We start from the raw sequence: 18,116 nt of genomic DNA, 5'->3' as shown, positions 1-18,116 counted from the left end.
CTTTCGACATTTTATACACAGAGTTATCCACAGCTTCTGTGAATAACTGGTTTTTTCCTGTCACAATAGTCACTTAGCGGCCAATCCCAAGAAAAACTTTTAAATTGCCGCGAGAAGCAATGCCTTGTTGCATGGCAAGGTTTGTTAGAATGCCCCATGGGCGAGTCGATAGCGGCTTCCATCTCACTCAAACAAAGCGGTCAATCATGCTGTCAACCCGGGAAAACCTGATACTCGGCGCCTTGGCGCTTCTGCTTTTGTTCTGGATGCAGCCCGGCATCAAAGCCGCACTGGCGCGCAGCAAACAAACACCGTCCGACTGGCCCAGCGTTATCGTGCCGATATTGATGGTGGTGATGTTCGTGCTTTTCTTAATAGCAATGGTTTGACATGAACGACGAAGATTACCAAGAAGAATACGAAGAAGAGTATTACGACGAAACCGAGGGCGAAAGCGAAGATGCAGAAGCCGAGCATTATGCGGTACGCCCCAACAAGACCCGGATCAAAAAAGAAATTGCCGAAGTGCTTGTGATGGCTGAGGAAATTTGCGCGCTATCCCCAACGCATATCGCCGAATTCGAATTGCCGGAGAGCATAGAACAAGCCCTGCGCGACGCCGGCAAGATGGGGCAAAACTCCGCCAGAAAGCGCTTGTTGAAATATATCACCGCGCAACTCAGAAAGCTGGATACCGCCGCGATTCATGAAAAACTGGCGCGGATGAAAAACCGCAGCGCCCATGCGGTCAGAGAACATCATCAGGCCGAACGCTGGCGCGATTTGCTGCTGGCAGCCAATGGTAATCAGCAACTGACCCAATTTATGGAAGAATTTCCGGGCGCGGATAGCCAACATTTGCGCCAATTGCAACGCAACGCACAGAAAGAAGCCAAGGAAGCCAAGCCGCCGAAGTCTGCGCGCTTGTTATACAAGTATCTGAAAGAACTGATTGCCGACGCTTCCGGCCTGCCGCAGGATGAAGAGGACGAGCGGGATAATGAGGACGCAGAAGATTAACGTAGAAGGGCTTGGCGGTGCGAAGCGGTGCTAACTCCCCAACGCCCGCATTTGGCCCAAGATCCAGCCTTGGCGCTTATAGACATAAGCGCTGGGCTGATCGGCTTTTAGCAATATCGGATTCGGTAAAGTAGCGGCCAACAGCGCCGCTTGATTGGACGACAATTGTTGCGCGGAAATGCCGAAATAACGGCGACTGGCCGCTTCGATACCAAACAAATGATCGCCGAATTCGGCAATATTCAAGTACATTTCCAGAATTCGCTGTTTGTCCCAAACCGCTTCTATCAACAGCGTAAACCATATCTCCAAAGCTTTGCGGCCGAAGTTTTTGGCCGGACTCAAAAATAAATTCTTCGCTACTTGCTGGCTAATCGTGCTGGCCCCGCGTAATTTGCCGCCGCGCAAATATTGGTTAAAGGCTTTACCGATGGCATCGACATCAAAGCCGTTGTGCTGATAAAACAATTGATCTTCGGACGCGACCACTGCAGCAAAAGCGTGCGGAGAAATATGCCGGCGGCTGACCCAGCGTTGATCAATACCTTTATAACGACGGCCTTCCGCTAGATCGTCGATATGCTGATGCAGCATAAATGCCGACGTCGGTGCCGGCAGAAACCGCAATGCGCCTACCAGCACTAGCGAGCTGAGGATAAAAAACAGCAAGGCATAAGCCAGGCCGCGTTTGCAAAGTTGTGGCAATGACAAAGCCGTTCTGGATTGGCGCCAAAGTTGGCGATAGCGGGCCGGGTGGCGGAAGTGCTTCACGGGCGATTCGGGCGTTGTGGCAGGGATCATCATTATCCATGATTGAACGCGGAATTGATCAACTGTGGTTTTTAGGGGAAATAACACAAAGCAAAGCCTTAATTGCGGTAAATAACATAGAAATTAAATTGCCTACTATTGGTTTTATCTTAAACGCCTTGAAATATAAGGCTCGCACAATTTGGCACAAATATTGTTATATTAATGGCGGTGTCAAGGATGTTAAGTTCTCTCCCCCGTGAACATGGAAAACAAGACGCCAGGGATTACCTGGATAAAAGCGCGGAAAAAACGCTTTTATCCGGGCAGGGACGATTAGTATATTGCTCATATTCTTCTTTTCTTCGCTTTCCCCAAGCAATCTTAAAGCGATCTTTGCTGCTGTAAGCCAGCATTGCCCCGGCCCGAATGCTTTTTGTTGCCATACGCTTTATCACTATTCGCGGTCAGGCCATATGATTTCTGGTCGCGGTTAAACGCGCAAAATGGCGGTCAAACTCAATTTAAATGAATTCTATAGTCCGGCGGCGATGCCTTGATGGCTTTGCTGTAAGCGTTCGAAGTGAGGCCAGGAGTGCAAATCCCGACCTACACTGGACCTGCCTAGATTGTGTTAATACTCGATTTTTATAGCACCCATGAATGTACGGGGTGCCCCATAGTAGGTAGGACCATAACTGTATATTGACGCCGTATAGGTCTTATCGAGCAGGTTATCGACATTAAGCTGAGCAGTAATTTTGGACTTCCCTACTTTCCAGGCTTGGCTTCCCATCAGATTGAGAGTGGCATAGCCCGGTGCCTGGGCGCTTTCGTCGTAGCCAATTTCCCGCTGACTCAACGCTTTTACGCCGGCACCGACTTTCAAGCCTTGCAAGTCGCCGCCTTGGATTTCATAGGTCGTCCATAAGCTGCCGTTATGTTTAGGAGCGTTGTTCAAGCGCAATCCGGTATTGCCTGCGTCCGAACCATCAAAGGAGTCCTTGGTGGTTTTGGCAAACGGCGTATAAGCATAGCCGCCTATCACATTCCATCCCGGCAATATCTCTCCGCTTACATCAAACTCGATACCTCTGCTTTCTGCAGCTCCAATGGCTTTGGTCGTTAAGGGGTCAACTTGCATCGGCACATTTTGTTTTTTTAGATCAAAATAAGCCACGGATGCCATGAATCGACCGTCAAACAATTCGGTTTTGACGCCGGTTTCCCACTGCTGAGCGGTTTGTGGAGGAAGTGGCTTATTCCACATAAATGCATTGGATTGACCAAAGTTTTCGGTATAACTACCGTAAAAAGATAGTTCAGGTAAGGGTTGCCAAACTATCCCGCCACGCGGTGATACGCGATCTTCACTGGTACTTTGAATCGGACCACCCCATAGTCCGCTACTGGTGCCAGTGGTTTCGGCACTGTCATAACGTAAACCACCCATGACATGAACGTGGTAAGGCAGTTCAATTTGATCCTGGGCATACAGTCCAAACCACGGCAAACTGTAATTTGAGTAAGAAATAGCATCAGCCGGAATGACTGGAGGAGCAGCCCTATGGATAGGATTATAGATATTGCTAGTATCAAATTGATTCGGCCCATCGCCAAATCCGGACGAACTTGCCCGATAATCAGTTCGATAATAATCGCCGCCAACCAACAGGGTATGCTTCAGCGCTCCGGTATCGAATTTTCCGGTCAATTCCAAGGCGTTGAAAAAATTATGTTGGTAATCGCCACCATCGGTATTTTGTGCAAAAAATATTCGTCTCACATCACCATTCGGTTGTACGCTCGGCGTTCCCGCAAAAATGCCTGACATTGTTAATTCGTGATTACTGAAATTAAACCGATGCCGTAATTTCCAGTCATCATTAAATGCATGCTCGGTATTCAGCGACAACATCACATATTCATCTTCCTGAAAATTCCAGGGATCGCCGAGATTCAGTGCGCGAGAAATGGAAGCTGGTCGATTACCTTGGAGTGGTACCTTTCCGAGCCCCATTTCTTTAATATCACTATATTCCAGTTTCAAAGTCGAGGTTGTCCTGTCACTGATATTCCAACGTAAACTTGGGGCTACCAACAGTCGTTCGTTGCCGCCAAATTCCTGGAAGCTATGATTGCTTTGGTAACCCAGGTTAAAACGATAAGCCAAGTCTTTGTTGGCGGTGAGCGGACCGGTGGCATCAACACTGGTGCGATACATGTCGAAGGAGCCAAACTGCTGGCGCAGACTGTAATACGGTGTATCCAAAGGCTGTTTGGTGACAAAATTGACCAAGCCGCCCGGTTCGGAACGGCCATAAAGCAATGAGCCAGGGCCTTTTAATACTTCCACTCGTTCGATGTTAGCCAAATCCTCGGTATGCGCCCACTGACTTTGATTTAAAAAACCATCCCGATAAACATTGTAGTTGCCAAAACCACGCATAAAAAACATGCCCGAACCGCCAAGACCACTGGTTACACCACTGACATTGCTGAGGGCTTGGTCGACGGTAATAGCCTGCTGGTCTTTTAATACCTGTTGCGGCACAACCTTGACCGACATCGGCGTTTGCATCAGCGGCGTGTCGGTCTTGGTTGCTGTTATCGCATTGGGGCGCATGTAGTCTTTGTTGTATGGGTCTTCGCCGTCAAAGCTGCTGGGGGTTTTGCCGACCACATTTACCGCCGGCAAAGCCGTAGGTTCCTGCTTGTAATTCAATTGCTGCCTTTCTATCAGCACGTTGCCGTTCTCGGCGACGCGGTAACTCAGGCCGCTGTTGCTCAGTAACTGTTTCAATGCCGCTTCCGGCGTGTAATTGCCGCTGATACCCTTGCTTTGCAAGCCCTCGGCGATAGCGGCGTCGTAGACCAATTGCAAGCCGCCGGATTCCGCCAAACGGTTTAGCGCGGTTGACAAGGAGCCGGCAGGGATGTTGAAAGCTCGACTGGCACTATCTGCCACTGCTGCGCCGGAAACCGCCAGTAGCGCGCCAAAAACCAGTACCGAAGCATGTCCTGGCAAGCCGCCGTTAAATGTGTTTTTTAACGTCATGAATTTCCCTCGATGTTGTTAAATGATGACTATCGTTGTTTTGACGCACGACAGGCATAAAACAGGAGGTGAGGGATGAAAAATCTTTGCAACTATTTAGCAAATCTTTAGATTCAATGCCGCCATCATTCCCAGGTCGGCCATAAGCCTTTGGACCACTTTATTCGGTTATCGACTCTTGAATTGCTGTACAAGCAATGCGAATAAAAAATAGGCGAGATGACTCAGAGAGTGCGGCATTTAACCTATTTATTGCCATCAAAGTATTGGCTCCAGGCTTGGCGAGGAACAGATCAATCACTAGCAAGCTGAGCCAACGGCACGAGTGGCCTGGCTTTTGCCGCACTCGCGGCGGTTAAGGTTTTACCTGGCATGAATCTGGCGTTACTTTTTGATTCAAAACTCTCCGATTCTGGCAATTCCCACAACATGGATTTGGATATTAGTTCGCTTTACCGCCTGTATTGCAAGGAGCTGCTGCACCATTTGCTGCGGATAGTCAAATGCCCGGAAACCGCGGAAGATTTGCTGCAAGAAAGCTATCTGATTTTGGCCCGCACCGCCAACGATACGCCCATAGACCACCCGCGCGGATTTTTATACCGCACCGCCAGCAATCTGGCGATGGATCACCTGCGCCACCATAAAGTCGTCGAGCGTCATCAGGAAGCGGCGCGGCATCTGGATGAGCCGCAACTGGCCGGAGTGGAAAACGAATTAGCCGATCAGCAATGGCGCGCCTTGTTGCACCAAACCATTCACGAATTGCCGCCGCGCTGCCGCGATGCATTTATCCTGCATAAAATTCATGGATTGAGTTATCGGGAAGTGGCTAATTTTCTGAATATTTCCGAGAGCGCCGTGGAGAAACACATCCTCAAAGGCTTGCTGTATTGCCGCAAACAGCTAGGTAATCATTTTGGCCGCCCCTATCGGACCGACTGAGGTTTTAGCCGCCTTAACCGTCTTACCGATATTCCAAAGCATACGCCTACCCTAGCGCCTTATAATGCAGCCATGACCGAAAACCAGTCCTCTCCAGACTCTGACAACCCCGACACCATTAGCGAGCAGGCGATGGCGTGGTTTGTGCGGCTGCGTGCCGAGTCGGTGGCGGTAGACGAACGCAGGCTATTTCAAATCTGGCATCAAGCCGACCCGGCTCACCGCCAGGCCTACGCCGAAATCTCTGCGTTTTGGGAGGATGCCGATTTCCGCGCAACGCTGGACACTGCAACATTGTCGCCACAGTTTTCGCCGCGCAATAATCCCCCCAAAAACCTTCGGCGGCGGTCCGGCATCCGCCCCGACGCCAAACTGCTGCTAGCCGCAGCTGCCAGCTTGATCATCGCTGCGATTGTTTATCAACCGGCTTTAAGCTGTTGGCGGGCGGACTACTGCACCACCGTCGGCGAAATAAAAACCGTACAGCTCAGCGACGGCAGCCAAGTCACCTTAAATTCCGGCACCGCTCTTAACGTTAACATGCGTAATGGTCAGCGCCATGTCCAGCTCGACCGGGGCGAAGCATTTTTTGACGTGCAACCCGACCCCCAACATCCTTTTCAAGTGGACGGCCGCTACAGCAATACGCGGGTACTGGGCACACGTTTTGTGGTTAGAGAAGACGCCGACAACGACATTATCAGCGTGGTGAGCGGGGTGGTGGAAGTCAGTCGGGATCGACAAAATCCGGCCACCTTAAAAGTCAATGACAGCATCGCGGTCGACGCTCGCCACCAAAGCGAAGTCAGCCACCAGCCAACCGGCAACGCCACGGCGTGGTTAAAAGGCAGCGCCTCGTTCGACAACGCTCCGCTCAAGGCGGTGATTGCGGAAATTGGCCGCTATCGGCGTGGCAGCCTGATAATCCGCAATCAGGCATTGCAGGATCTTAAAGTCAGCGGCCGCTTCGATATTCGCGACACCGATAAGACCCTGGAATCGTTGCAACAAACCCTACCTATCCGAATTTACCGATTAACACCGTGGCTGGTAGTGATCGCTTAAACCTCAAAAAGCCTATCGCCTAGCCAAAACAGCCGACAAAGCCCTCCGTTTTTCAGCCGCCGTCTTTGACACGAAAAATAGTTTTACCGTCAAGCTGAGGAAAAACTCGCTTCGCCCGTCTCCATTGCAACCCCAAACTTTGGGGGGATCAATTCATTCGCTTAGGGAGAATCAAATGGCATCTTATCCGTTCCATGCCTCCGGCATGGGCAAACCGACCCGATACAACCTTTGGCCTTTGTCGCTGACAATCGCCGCCGCGCTCAGCGCCCCGACCGTGATTGCCGCCGAACAAAACATCGCTTTCGACATTCCTGCGCAAAGCTTAAGCGGCGCATTAAATGCCTTTGCCGACACCGCCAATGTACAGCTCAGTTATCCCGCAGAAATGGCGGCAGGCTTGAAATCGCCCGGTGTTAGCGGCCAATTGACGGTCCGGCAAGCTTTACAAAAACTGCTGGCCGGCACCGGCGTGGTAGCCGGTGCCACCGGTAACGGCACCATTACGCTGCAAAAAGCACCGGATTCACACAACGATGTGTCAACTTTGTCGGCGGTCACCGTGTCCGGCAATCGCCAGTATGCCAACGCAGCCGACCCTTACAGCAAGGATTACGCAGTAACCAACGCCTTTGCCGCCACCAAGACCGACACCCCGCTGATAGAAACACCTATTTCGATTCAGGTCGTACCGAGATCGGTGATGGACGACCAGAAATCCGGCAAGGTTAAAGACGTGTTGGAAAACGTTAGCGGCGTGCGTCCCCAGCCGTCATTAGGCGGTGGCGTCGGCTTCATTGTCCGCGGTTTTAATACTAATAACGTTTATCGGAACGGCCTGTTACAAGACGGTGGCTATTTCGGCGACATGGACTCTGGAAATTTGGAGAACATCGAGGTCATTAAAGGCCCATCACAACTCTACGGTCGGACTGAACCGGGCGGCATGATCAACCTGACGACCAAAAAACCCTTGGACCACCCCTATTACTCCTTGGAGCAACAGTTTGGGTCCTACGATTTGTATCGCACCCAATGGGATGCCGGTGGGCCGATTAACGGCGATAAATCACTGCTGTACCGCTTTTCCGGCGCGTACCAAAGCAACGGCTCGTTCCGTGATTTTGTGTCCGTGGACAGAATGCTGTTCAATCCCAGCATCACCTGGCGCCCCAGCGACGCTACCGACATTACTGTCGACATTGAAGGCAGCGAAAAAAACGCACCGGCGGATTTCGGTATCCCAGCTATAGGCAAACGCCCGGCCAACATCCCGATCAGTCGCAACTTGGGCGATCCGAATACCCCGACGGGTGACCAATCCAGCATCAAAATCGGCAGCGAAGTTAACCACCGCTTTAACGATGACTGGGCGATACATAACCGTTTTCTGGCCAGCCTATCCGACAGCACGACCACCTTCGTCAATCCGGCGCCGGCTTTCGACCCTGGATTGGCGTTGAATCAAGCCACCGGCATTCTGCAGCGCAACATCTTTCGGCAGACCACAGAACAGGAACATTACGCAACTAACCTGGATGTTACCGGCAAATTCGCTATCGGCGAAACCAAACACGACGTATTGTTCGGTTTCGATTTTTACCGCACCTTTAACCGATATGGCACCTCAGGACAATGGGTTGACGCGAATCCGGCCCTGGCAATCGACATCAATAACCCATTTCCCAGTTACGGCATCTCGCCGGCGACGTTCGACGCCGCTTACTTGAGCGATACCGAGCCGGGCTTGAATCGCAGCGTGATATACAACAATTGGTACGGCGCCTATTTCCAAGACCAAATCACGCTTTGGGACAGACTGCATATCATGGGCGGTGGCCGTTACGACTGGGCGGAAACCGGACGCGGCAATGCCGCCAGCTTTGCGGACGCCGACGTACTGGTGAAGCCTAACACCCGTAAAGACGAGGGGTTCAGCCCGCGAGTGGGCATACTCTACGAAGCATTCGACCAATTGAGCGTATACGGCAATTGGATAACTTCGCTCGGCGCCAATAATGCACCAGCTTCCAACGGCACCCGCTTCGATCCGCAAATCGGCGAGCAATTCGAAGCAGGCATAAAGACCCAATTGTTTGATCAACGCCTGGTGGCCACCTTGGCGTACTACCATTTGACCAAGGATAACATCCTGGTCAACGATCTGAGCACGGCCAATCTCTACGACAAAATTGCCAATCTACAACGCAGTCAAGGTATCGAGCTGGACATGACCGGGTATCTGAGCAATAACGTCAGCCTGATCGGCAGCTACGCCTTTACCGATGCCCGTATCATCAAGGACTACAACGGCGGCACCCAGGGCAACCGCTTGAACAATGTACCCGAACATTCCGGCAGCCTATGGCTCAAGTACGACATGAACGGCTATGCGGCGCGGGATGGCTTTAGCGCCGGTCTGGGCGGCGTGGCCGCCGGCACGCGCGAAGGCGATAACGCCAATAGCTTCCAGATGCCGGGTTATGTCAGGATGGACGCCTTCATCGCTTATAAGCAAAAAGTCGGTGGCTCGCGCATAAGTGCACAGTTTAATATTCGCAACCTACTCGACAAACGCTACTACGAATCCACCGACCCCGACTCCAACGTCGCGCCGGGGCTGGGGGTTTATCCGGGCGCGCCGCTGACCGCAATCGGCTCAATTCGAGTGGAATATTGAGTTCAAACCCGCTAAATTGCTCAGCTAACTCAATCTTGTCGAGAAGCGCGCCATGTCCAAAATAATTTTAAAGTCCGTCGCCGGCTTTTTACTGTATTGCGGCATCTGCCAGGGTGTGTCGGCAAAGCCGTTGCCGTTCCGTGAGCTGGAGTTGCCGGTGTCGGGCTTTAGCCAGCAGCATCACCTGGAAAAAACGGCGGATGGGCGGTTACTGCTCAGTTGGGTGGAAACCGATATGGGGACCAGTACGGCGAAATTTGCCGTTTTGGAAGAGCAAGGTTGGAGCATGCCGTTAACGGTGGTCAAGGTCGAGGGTAAATTGGCTGACCCGCCGGTAGTACTAGGCCTGAGCGACGGCAGCCTAGCGGCGGCCTGGATGCCGTATGTTGCAAATTCCACGGACCGTTACGCGGCAGACATTTACCTGGCTAGATCGATAGATGGCGGCTTAAGCTGGAGCCCACAGCTAAAACCTTACGGAGATGCTGCACGTATCTACGATGCGCAAATGTCTTTGGCCGCGCTACCCGATGCACGACTGGCGCTGGTCTGGACCGATATGCGCCACGCCAGCCACGACCCTACCGCCGATAAGAAAACCAACCGCTACCAACTGATGGCGAGCGTGATCGACAAAAATTGGCGGGCCGGCCCCGAGCTAACGCTGGATGACGATGTTTGCTCCTGCTGCCGCAGCTTTACCGACGCACAGGGTGAGCAATTGGTCACGGTCTACCGTGATCATGCCGTCGGCGAAATTCGCGACATCAGCGCGGTGCGCTGGCAAGCCGGCGGCAATCCGCAAATCGCTAACGTGCATGCAGACGGCTGGGTGATCGGCGGTTGCCCCAGTAATGGGCCATCCATTGATCTGACTCCCACCGCCGGCGTGGCGGCTTGGTTCACTGCCGCCGACGGCAAAGGCCGGGTGAAGCTGGCCTTCTCCACCGACAACGGCGTACATTTTAATCAGCCTATCGAGCTGGATGCGGACGCCAGCGGCTATGCCAACGCCTTGCTGCTGGACGATGGCTCGGCCCTGGTCAGCTGGCGCGGCCGCAATGGACCAGAGGATGAGCTAAAGGTTGCTAAAGTGACGCCTGACGGCAAAATCAGCCGGCAAATCACCGTGTATGGTGGCGGTTTTCCGAAATGGCCGAGCAAATATCCGGGCATGACTCGCGTCGGTAAACAAGCATTTGTAAGCTGGACCGATCCGGTTCAGAAGAAAGTGCGGCTGGTCACTTTATCCGTCGACTAAAGAAAACCCTAAAAATAGCAGCGTAACCTTGAGAAATTCCGTTCTCCCTGAACCCTTCGGCTGCGCTCGACACGGGCTTGTTCAAGTAGCAACGGAATTTTTCGGCATTATGCTGGGAAAACCGCTGTTCAAACGTCTTATCTGTAAAGCCATTCGTTTACAGGCCAATAGCGATGAACAGCGTTGCTTCCAACACCCGATTAAACAATCTCCCAAACTGCAAAACCCAAAGCCTGCACCGTCTAAAAAGTCCGCCGCAAATTCTGGCTGCAAGTGCATTTGTGGTTGGGTTTGGGTCTGGGGTTTATTTCAATCTGCCGGATCAATTCAGTTGGCTGGTGGAATGCTTTTCACCGCTAACGCCGGAGCCAATTGTACAAGCCACACCCAATGCGACAAACCCGGTATCGTTGGACTTAGCCTTGCAACAGGCGCGACAAACTTATCCGGGCGGCACAGCCTAATACTTCTCACTTGGCGGCGCCGAACAAAGCCCATTCACCGCCTGCTTTCAGAATGTGCCGGACCTTAGGCCTTATCTGCTCTCCGAACGCTGTCTGCTGCTTGATCGTCGCGATGGCAAGCTGCTGCAAATCAAGGACGCTGCGCACGGCAGCAGCGGCGATTTGTTCAAGCAATGGCAATAGCCGCTGCATTCCGGGCAGGCTTTTGGTTGGACCGGGCTGATTTGTCGATTGCTGTTCGTGACCGGCTTAATCCCTTGGTTGCAAAAACGTTGGTCCGCTCAATTCAAACGACCGTTCCTGACCGTGTGAAATGACACAGTTTATGAAGTTGTAAGCCTGAGTATTGCTCACCAACTTTTCCCAATAGCCCTTAGCGGTTTTCACCATCCCTCAATCCCTGCGGGCTTTCCGGATAGACTTACGCTAAAAACCTGTCCCCTTCTATGTTCGGGCGTAAATATTGCTTGATTAAACGCTACATTTGGCCGCCTATATAATCTGTCCCATGCTCGAATTGACTGCCGCCGACATTGCCGACCTGATGCACAAGCACCGCCACGAACTATTGCGGTTTTTATCTCAACGCATTAGTTGTACGGATACGGCGCAGGATATTTTTCAAGAAACCTTCATTCGCTATGCCGGTTACGGTGACAAAGATAGCGTGGAAAATCCCCGCGCCTTCATTTTCCGAATCGCTGCCAATCTGGCTACCGATTATCTGCGCAGCCACAGCCGAGATGTGGAAGCCGCCGCGAATGAAGAGGCTGAAGTAGGCGTACAATCTTCGCTATCCGCCGAACGGACCGTCATGTCGCAGCAACAACTAGAGCAACTGATCACTGCCTTGGATGATCTATCGCCCAAATGCCGGGAAGTGTTTGTCCTGCTCAAACTCAAGCATTGCAGTTACGCGGAAGTGGAACAAAGGCTGGGCATATCGCAAACCATGATCTTCAAATATCTAACCCAGGCCATGCGCCATTGCCGGGAGAAGGTCGGCGATTTGGATTGACCGGGTTTATTTATTAAGCCGTCCATTACAACTCCCGGCACTTCGTTGGCCCTGAGTCCTTCAGCACACCTAGGGCCAGCGGCATTTGGGGCCTGGGTAATAGTTTGCCAATCGGACCTGAGTTTATCCAACGAGCGTTTTATAATCCGAATACCGAGCTGACCGCACCGCCAATTTTGATATGAACCATGCCTTCCCACCTTTTCCCGACGCCAGCGCCGATGAGCAAGCCGAATATTGGCTAGCCTTGCGCGAATCGCCGTTCTACGACAGCGAGCAGGAAAAATTGTGGCAGGCCTGGTTGGCGGCCAGCCGGGAGAACCTGGAAGCCTGGCAACAGACGCAGCGTTTTTTTCGGCGGGTGGAGACCTTGAACCCGGCCCACCTAAGCCGGATCGAGCGACGAGTGCAAAAAGCCAGCGGAACAGCGGCTGCCAAAGCCGGACGGGGTCTATGGGCCTGGCCAATTGCCGCGTGCCTGATGCTGGCATTGTGTTTGGGCTGGGCGTTTAACGCCGGCTACTTTGCCGACTTCCGCACCGGCACCGGCGAACTGCGCAAGATTCAATTGAGCGACGGCTCGACGGTGATCTTGAATACCGCTTCCTCGCTGTCGGTGGCGTTTTCCGAGCGGCAGCGCGTCATTCACCTGCACGGCGGCGAAGCCTATTTCAAGGTGGCTGCCGACGCAGCCAGACCGTTCGAAGTGCTTAGTAGCGGCGGTCGCGTCAGGGCCTTGGGCACGGCTTTCGACATCAAACAGTGGCAGGGCAACCTGGCAGTGACGGTCTACGAACACAGCGTCCGCGTCGCCTTCAGTGGAGGCGAAACCCTGGAACGCTTGGCGGAAGGCCAGCGCGTCGTCTCCGCTGGCGGTAAAACCGGTGTGCCGGAAGCCGTGAATCTGAAACAAGCCGCCGCCTGGCAGGAGCGGCGCCTGGTGTTTAAGGAAAAACCGCTGCAACAAGTCATCGACGATCTAAACCGCTACCGCCCCGGAAAAATCCTGATCGCCGATTCGGCCCTCGCCGGGCATTTGGTGACCGGCGTGTTCGACGCCAACGAACCGGAAGCCGCGCTGAGTGTGATCGAGAAAACCTTGTCCGTCAGCGAAACCCGTTTGACCGACGCGCTGGTGGTTTTGCGCCGAAATCAACTCTAGGCCACGACCAACGCCGATTTCATCTCGAGACCGGCATCACGGCAAAGCACAGCTGTCTAACTGATCACTAAAATATTTTCTCACCCAGGTTGTAAAACCTATCCCTCCCTTCGTCTTTGCTTACGAACCCATGTGGATACGACGTCGGAACACCTTCCTTCGCCAACCGCCATTTTCGTAGTCAAAACGCCAGGAGGCCAAATGAGTCAGCGCACAGCAACGCCCTTTAACCCGTTCTGTTTAACCGTTTTTGCCGTAGCGATGAGCGTCAGCCCATGGTGCGCAGCAGAAAGCACCATCGATTTCGCTATTCCGTCTGCACCATTGGCCGACGCCCTGCTGCAATTTTCCGAAATCAGCGGTATCAAGGTGTTTTTCAGTACCGATGTTGCAAAAGATTTGCGCAGCAGCGAAGTCAAAGGCAATTACAGTGCCGACCAAGCCTTGCAAAAACTTCTGAGCGGAAGCGGCTTGCGCTATCGCTTTAGCGATGCCAACACCATTACCTTGGAGCACGATCCAACCGGCATACAAAAACCCGGTAGCGACGGTTCTTCGACATTACCGGCAGTGTCAGTAGTGGGGAAAGTCGCTTACGATGCCACCGATCCCTATAACCCGGATTACAGCTTGCCCAACGCTATTACGGCGACTAAAACCGATACGCCGATTATGAAAACGCCCATGAATATTCAAGTCGTGCCTAAAGCTTTAATGAACGACCAGCAGAATATTAACATTATCGATGCTATCACCAAGAATGTCAGTGGTATTCAGGCGAATCACGACTCAGGCAATATTTACGAAAATTTTACTGTTCGAGGCTTTGGTAGTGGTGACATTTACCGTAATGGCTTGCTGCGCGGTTTTGGGACTTATGATCTGGCTAATATCGAACAATTTGAAGTCATCAAAGGTCCCGCGTCTATGCTGTACGGTCGAGGCCAACCCGGTGGTTTGGTCAATTATGTCACTAAAAAGGGGCTAAACACGCCTTACTATTCTTTGCAGCAACAATTTGGTTCGTATGACCAATATCGCACCACTGCCGATGCCACAGGCTCTATCGATAAGAATGGTGAATTACGCTATCGCGTCAATTTTTCTTATCAGGATATTGGTTCATTTAAACAGTTCATCAACGATGAACGCTACTTCATCGCACCAACATTAAGCTGGCGACCCAATGATCGTTTTGAGGCGAATCTTGAAGTGGAACATAAACACGAAAGAAGAGTAGATGATTGGGGAATCCCCGCCATCGGCAATCGCCCCGCCCCCGTCCCTTTAAGTCGTAGTTACCAAGATAGTGCTAAAAAAGTTGAAATGGATACGACGTTGGTCGCTTATGACTGGGCATTTAAGTTTGATGACAATTGGAAAGTAAAAAATCGTTTTCTTTGGGAGAACTGGGATACCTTATATAACGAAGTTGGTACTGAAAGCTTGCAAGCGGATAACCGCACTCTGGATAGATTTTATAGAAAAGGCCCCGCGACCCAGGAAACTTATTCAACTAACTTAGATTTAACAGGAAAATTCAATCTGTTCGGCTCTGAACATGAAGTCCTTTTAGGTGGCGATTATTACCACAACACCTTTGCTACCTTGGGTGTCCGCTACCTTAATGCGCCAATAGCACCAAGCATTGATATTTTTAACCCTGTTTATCACGTCGTTGATGAAGGGGCCGCCAATGCAATGGCTCCTGGTAGACACTTTGCTCGCAAAGAGGAACGATTTGGCGTTTACTTCCAAGATTCGATCGCCTTGTTTGAAAAGCTGCATATTATGGGAGGGGGGCGCTATGATTGGGTTACCTATGGCACGGGTTTCAGTCCCACGTCTTTTGCCTTGGCAAAGGCTAATTTCAGTGATCAAGAAGATCAAAAATTTAGCCCACGCGTTGGCATCCTGTACCAACCTTGGAACTGGCTGTCTTTGTACAGTAGTTACTCGGAATCGTTGGGCTTTGCAAACCAAGGACAAGCATTTTCCGGCCAAAGTTTTAAACCGGAAGAGGCAGAACAATACGAAACGGGCTTCAAAACTGAATTCTTCGATCAGCGGCTCTCCAGTACAGTATCGTTTTACCACTTAACGAAAACGAATACGATAACTAATGACCCAGCTCACCCCGGATATGTCATTGCCGCCGGTAAGGCAAGGGGACGAGGGATTGAGGTCGATATAAAAGGCCAAATAACCGAATATCTAAATTTGCTTACTACTTATGCCTTTACGGATATTCGTTACGTTAACGCCGATGCACCATTGTTAGGCCAGCGTCCAATCAATGTTCCAGAGCATCAAGCCAGTTTATGGGGAACGTATCAGTTTACAAATCACTTTAAAGCGGGACTCGGCGGTGTCTTGGTAGGGAAACGCAATGGCGACAATTACAATCCCGTTGATTTGCCGGGATATATCACAATGGATGCCATGGCAGCTTATACGTTACCCGTAGGCAAAACGCACCTGACGACCCAATTGAACATTAACAATCTGTTGGATAAAGGCTATTACACGGGGACGGGTGGGGGGCGCGACTCAATCACGACCGGCAACCCACTTTCGGTGATGGGATCGATAAGACTGCAGTATTGACCGATAAGCCGTCGTGCATATTCTGTTCAATATCCTCTTGCACTAAGTACGTAGATTGGGTTGCTTTCCGCAACCCAACAATTAGCTAATCACCATAGCTATTAATCGTTAAAAACCCCCATGGTTCTATCCCTACAATCGCGCCGCAAATTTTGGCTTAAGGTTCATTTTTACCTTGGCTTATTTGCCGGCGCTATCTTCGTTTTGATTGGCCTTAGCGGTAGCTTGCTGGCTTTTGAATATCCGCTGGACGAATGGCTGAATCCCGGGTTGATGACTGCGCCGACAACCGAGGAACATAAAAACCTGTTGCCGCTGGACGAGATTGTCAGGGCGGGTTTGAATGCCTTGCCCGCCGACGGTAAAGCCGGCGCCATCGGCTTTCCCAGATATTCCGACTTGACTTATGAACTGTGGTTTGAACAGCCTTCCCCTAATGCCCAGCACTTTGAAAGCCATCAATTGTTTATCAATCCCTATACCGGCAAAGTTAACGGCCAACGCCTGAAAGTGGATTTCCAGCGCGGCTGGCGAGGACCATTGATGGATGTAATCCTACGTTTGCATTACAGTCTGGCTCTAGGTTCGCTGGGCATGAATGCCGTTGGCTTTATAGGCCTGGGGTTGCTGTTTTCACTATTGAGCGGTTTGATTTTATGGTGGCCGCTTTCTGGGAAATATCGAAAAGCGCTGACGATCAAACGCAACGCCAGCGCAGAACGGCGTAATTTCGATTTGCACAAAACCTTTGGCTTTTACTCCGCCATTATCCTGTTGTTTTTGACGCTGTCCGGCGTGTTTCTGATTTTTCCAGATTATGGCCGAATCTTGGTGAACATTTTCTCGCCCGTATCGGAAGCTTACCCAAGCTACCAAAGCGATACGGATCAAGGAGGCAAGACTCCGCTCAGTCTTGCCCAAGTCATCGCGATCACCGATGCGCTGTTTCCCGATGGCGAATATCGCTGGATCGGTTTTCCGATGGATCAGCGGGGTGTGTACCATGTCGGCAAGCGCGCCGCTGACGCAATCAACTCAAGGCAGCCCTACCGCCAACTTTGGATAGATCAATACAGCGGCAAAATCATCCATACCCGCGAAGCGGTCACTCGTTCGTCGGGCGACATCTTTATCGAATGGCTTTATCCGCTGCATACCGGCGAAGCATTCGGCTTGATCGGACAATCGATGATTTTCCTTATGGGCTTACTGCCATTACTGCTATATGTCACCGGAGTTATTCGCTGGCGGCAAAAGCGGAGAGCTGGCCAAAATATCCGCAAAGATTCTACTGTGTGATATGCCACGACTTTTCAAAAACTGCGGTATATCACGCATCACTCAAGAAGTCGGTTAAACCAAGCGCCAAAGCAAGGTATCCCTGCGGGCGGCGCAATCCCGCCCAATCCGCTGCATCAGCTTATTGTTTCAGCATGATGGCGTGAACATTGCTGGTTTCGCGCCAGCCGTTCCACCCCAAACAATCGCTAATGCCCAAAGACCTTTCCGGATTCCTGCACACGCTGTTTCTGCAACACGCGCACGAAATAGGCAGCTTTGTGCGTGGGCGCTGGCCGCGAGAGCCCGATGTAAGCGACATTGTGCAGGAAACTTTTCTGCGCTTATCGCAATATCCCGAGCCGCAAACCATCCAAAATCCGCGGGCGTTTTTATTTCAGACCGCCGCCAATCTGACTGTCGACCGCCATCGCCGCCGCGAAACGCGCGAGCGTTTCGATGAGCCCGACGCCGACATCGAGCATGTTGCCGACCAGCGCCTATCGCCGGAGCATTATTGGCAAACTCATCAACAATTGGAGAAATTCTCCAGCTGGCTGGACGAATTGCCGGAATTGCGCCGCCATGCCTTTGTGTTATACCGGATAGAAGGCTGTTCACATGCCGAAATTGCCCAGCGCTTGGGCATTTCGGTACGTTGCTCTGAACGTTATGTGATGCTGGCGATGCAACATATCAGCGCCAAACTCAGCGCTGAACCGGAGCATGCTTGGCGGTAATTGCCGTCTAGCCCGTCTATGACAATGTCCGGTAAACTGTTCTTTTGACAAACACATTTCAGCCACTC

At 51.7% G+C, this 18,116-nt stretch carries 17 protein-coding genes; 13 read left to right on the top strand and 4 right to left on the bottom strand.

The window, feature by feature from the left end:
• Nucleotides 1-206 precede the first annotated feature (206 nt).
• Both EBA_RS00450 and yjgA read left to right on the top strand, forming a co-directional pair.
• Nucleotides 207-389, top strand: coding sequence for a hypothetical protein (locus tag EBA_RS00450; protein ID WP_192372219.1), 183 nt, complete (start codon nt 207-209; stop codon nt 387-389).
• A 1-nt stretch (nt 390) separates the two neighbouring features.
• Nucleotides 391-1,020, top strand: coding sequence for a ribosome biogenesis factor YjgA (gene yjgA, locus EBA_RS00445; RefSeq protein ID WP_192372217.1), 630 nt, complete (start codon nt 391-393; stop codon nt 1,018-1,020).
• A gap of 30 nt (nt 1,021-1,050) precedes the next feature.
• Here yjgA and mtgA read toward each other — a convergent pair whose 3' ends face one another.
• Nucleotides 1,051-1,731 carry a monofunctional biosynthetic peptidoglycan transglycosylase gene (gene mtgA, locus EBA_RS00440; RefSeq protein WP_225615795.1) on the bottom strand — a complete coding sequence of 227 codons (681 nt, stop codon included), beginning with the start codon at nt 1,729-1,731 and terminating at the stop codon, nt 1,051-1,053.
• Here mtgA and EBA_RS00435 point away from each other — a divergent pair.
• Nucleotides 1,725-2,033: a hypothetical protein gene (locus EBA_RS00435; protein ID WP_192377389.1), complete on the top strand. Its 309-nt coding sequence runs from the start codon at nt 1,725-1,727 to the stop codon at nt 2,031-2,033. The genes mtgA and EBA_RS00435 overlap by 7 nt on opposite strands.
• 24 nt (nt 2,034-2,057) lie before the next feature.
• On the opposite strand, the gene EBA_RS00430 is transcribed toward EBA_RS00435, so the two are convergent.
• Nucleotides 2,058-2,216, bottom strand: a complete 159-nt coding sequence (locus tag EBA_RS00430) for a hypothetical protein (RefSeq protein ID WP_192372215.1) — start codon at nt 2,214-2,216, stop codon at nt 2,058-2,060.
• Between the two features lie 188 nt (nt 2,217-2,404).
• On the bottom strand, nt 2,405-4,828 hold the full coding sequence (locus EBA_RS00425) for a TonB-dependent siderophore receptor (RefSeq protein WP_192372213.1): 2,424 nt from the start codon (nt 4,826-4,828) through the stop codon (nt 2,405-2,407).
• Between the two features lie 429 nt (nt 4,829-5,257).
• Here EBA_RS00425 and EBA_RS00420 point away from each other — a divergent pair, with 429 nt between their 5' ends.
• The 5 genes from EBA_RS00420 (at nt 5,258) to EBA_RS00400 (ending at nt 11,243) form a co-directional block, all read left to right on the top strand.
• Nucleotides 5,258-5,773, top strand: a complete 516-nt coding sequence (locus EBA_RS00420) for an RNA polymerase sigma factor (protein WP_192372211.1) — start codon at nt 5,258-5,260, stop codon at nt 5,771-5,773.
• A gap of 72 nt (nt 5,774-5,845) precedes the next feature.
• Nucleotides 5,846-6,838 carry a FecR family protein gene (locus tag EBA_RS00415; protein WP_192372209.1) on the top strand — a complete coding sequence of 331 codons (993 nt, stop codon included), beginning with the start codon at nt 5,846-5,848 and terminating at the stop codon, nt 6,836-6,838.
• 175 nt (nt 6,839-7,013) lie between these two features.
• A complete protein-coding gene (locus tag EBA_RS00410) occupies nt 7,014-9,518 on the top strand; it encodes a TonB-dependent siderophore receptor (protein WP_192372207.1) in 2,505 nt (834 codons plus the stop codon).
• Between the two features lie 52 nt (nt 9,519-9,570).
• Nucleotides 9,571-10,779, top strand: a complete 1,209-nt coding sequence (locus tag EBA_RS00405; RefSeq protein ID WP_192372205.1) for a sialidase family protein — start codon at nt 9,571-9,573, stop codon at nt 10,777-10,779.
• Nucleotides 10,780-10,952: 173 nt separating this feature from the next.
• Nucleotides 10,953-11,243, top strand: coding sequence for a hypothetical protein (locus EBA_RS00400; protein ID WP_192372202.1), 291 nt, complete (start codon nt 10,953-10,955; stop codon nt 11,241-11,243).
• A 6-nt stretch (nt 11,244-11,249) separates the two neighbouring features.
• Here the strand turns inward: EBA_RS00400 and EBA_RS00395 are convergent, their stop codons facing one another.
• Complete coding sequence (locus EBA_RS00395) at nt 11,250-11,417, bottom strand: hypothetical protein (protein ID WP_192372200.1); 168 nt, start codon at nt 11,415-11,417, stop codon at nt 11,250-11,252.
• Between the two features lie 334 nt (nt 11,418-11,751).
• Here EBA_RS00395 and EBA_RS00390 point away from each other — a divergent pair, with 334 nt between their 5' ends.
• The 5 genes from EBA_RS00390 to EBA_RS00370 all read left to right on the top strand — a co-directional run bounded on the left by EBA_RS00390 (nt 11,752) and on the right by EBA_RS00370 (nt 18,048).
• On the top strand, nt 11,752-12,261 hold the full coding sequence (locus EBA_RS00390) for an RNA polymerase sigma factor (protein ID WP_192372198.1): 510 nt from the start codon (nt 11,752-11,754) through the stop codon (nt 12,259-12,261).
• A 181-nt stretch (nt 12,262-12,442) separates the two neighbouring features.
• Nucleotides 12,443-13,423 carry a FecR family protein gene (locus EBA_RS00385; RefSeq protein WP_192372196.1) on the top strand — a complete coding sequence of 327 codons (981 nt, stop codon included), beginning with the start codon at nt 12,443-12,445 and terminating at the stop codon, nt 13,421-13,423.
• A 201-nt stretch (nt 13,424-13,624) separates the two neighbouring features.
• Complete coding sequence (locus EBA_RS00380) at nt 13,625-16,030, top strand: TonB-dependent siderophore receptor (protein ID WP_192372194.1); 2,406 nt, start codon at nt 13,625-13,627, stop codon at nt 16,028-16,030.
• A 120-nt stretch (nt 16,031-16,150) separates the two neighbouring features.
• A complete protein-coding gene (locus tag EBA_RS00375) occupies nt 16,151-17,329 on the top strand; it encodes a PepSY-associated TM helix domain-containing protein (RefSeq protein WP_192372192.1) in 1,179 nt (392 codons plus the stop codon).
• 191 nt (nt 17,330-17,520) lie between these two features.
• Nucleotides 17,521-18,048 carry an RNA polymerase sigma factor gene (locus EBA_RS00370; protein ID WP_192372190.1) on the top strand — a complete coding sequence of 176 codons (528 nt, stop codon included), beginning with the start codon at nt 17,521-17,523 and terminating at the stop codon, nt 18,046-18,048.
• Nucleotides 18,049-18,116: the final 68 nt, after the last annotated feature.

The organism is Methylomonas albis (assembly GCF_014850955.1).
Lineage (GTDB): Bacteria > Pseudomonadota > Gammaproteobacteria > Methylococcales > Methylomonadaceae > Methylomonas > Methylomonas albis.
The sequence above is the reverse complement of the archived record's forward strand: the minus strand, read 5'-3'. Positions and strand labels throughout refer to the sequence as shown.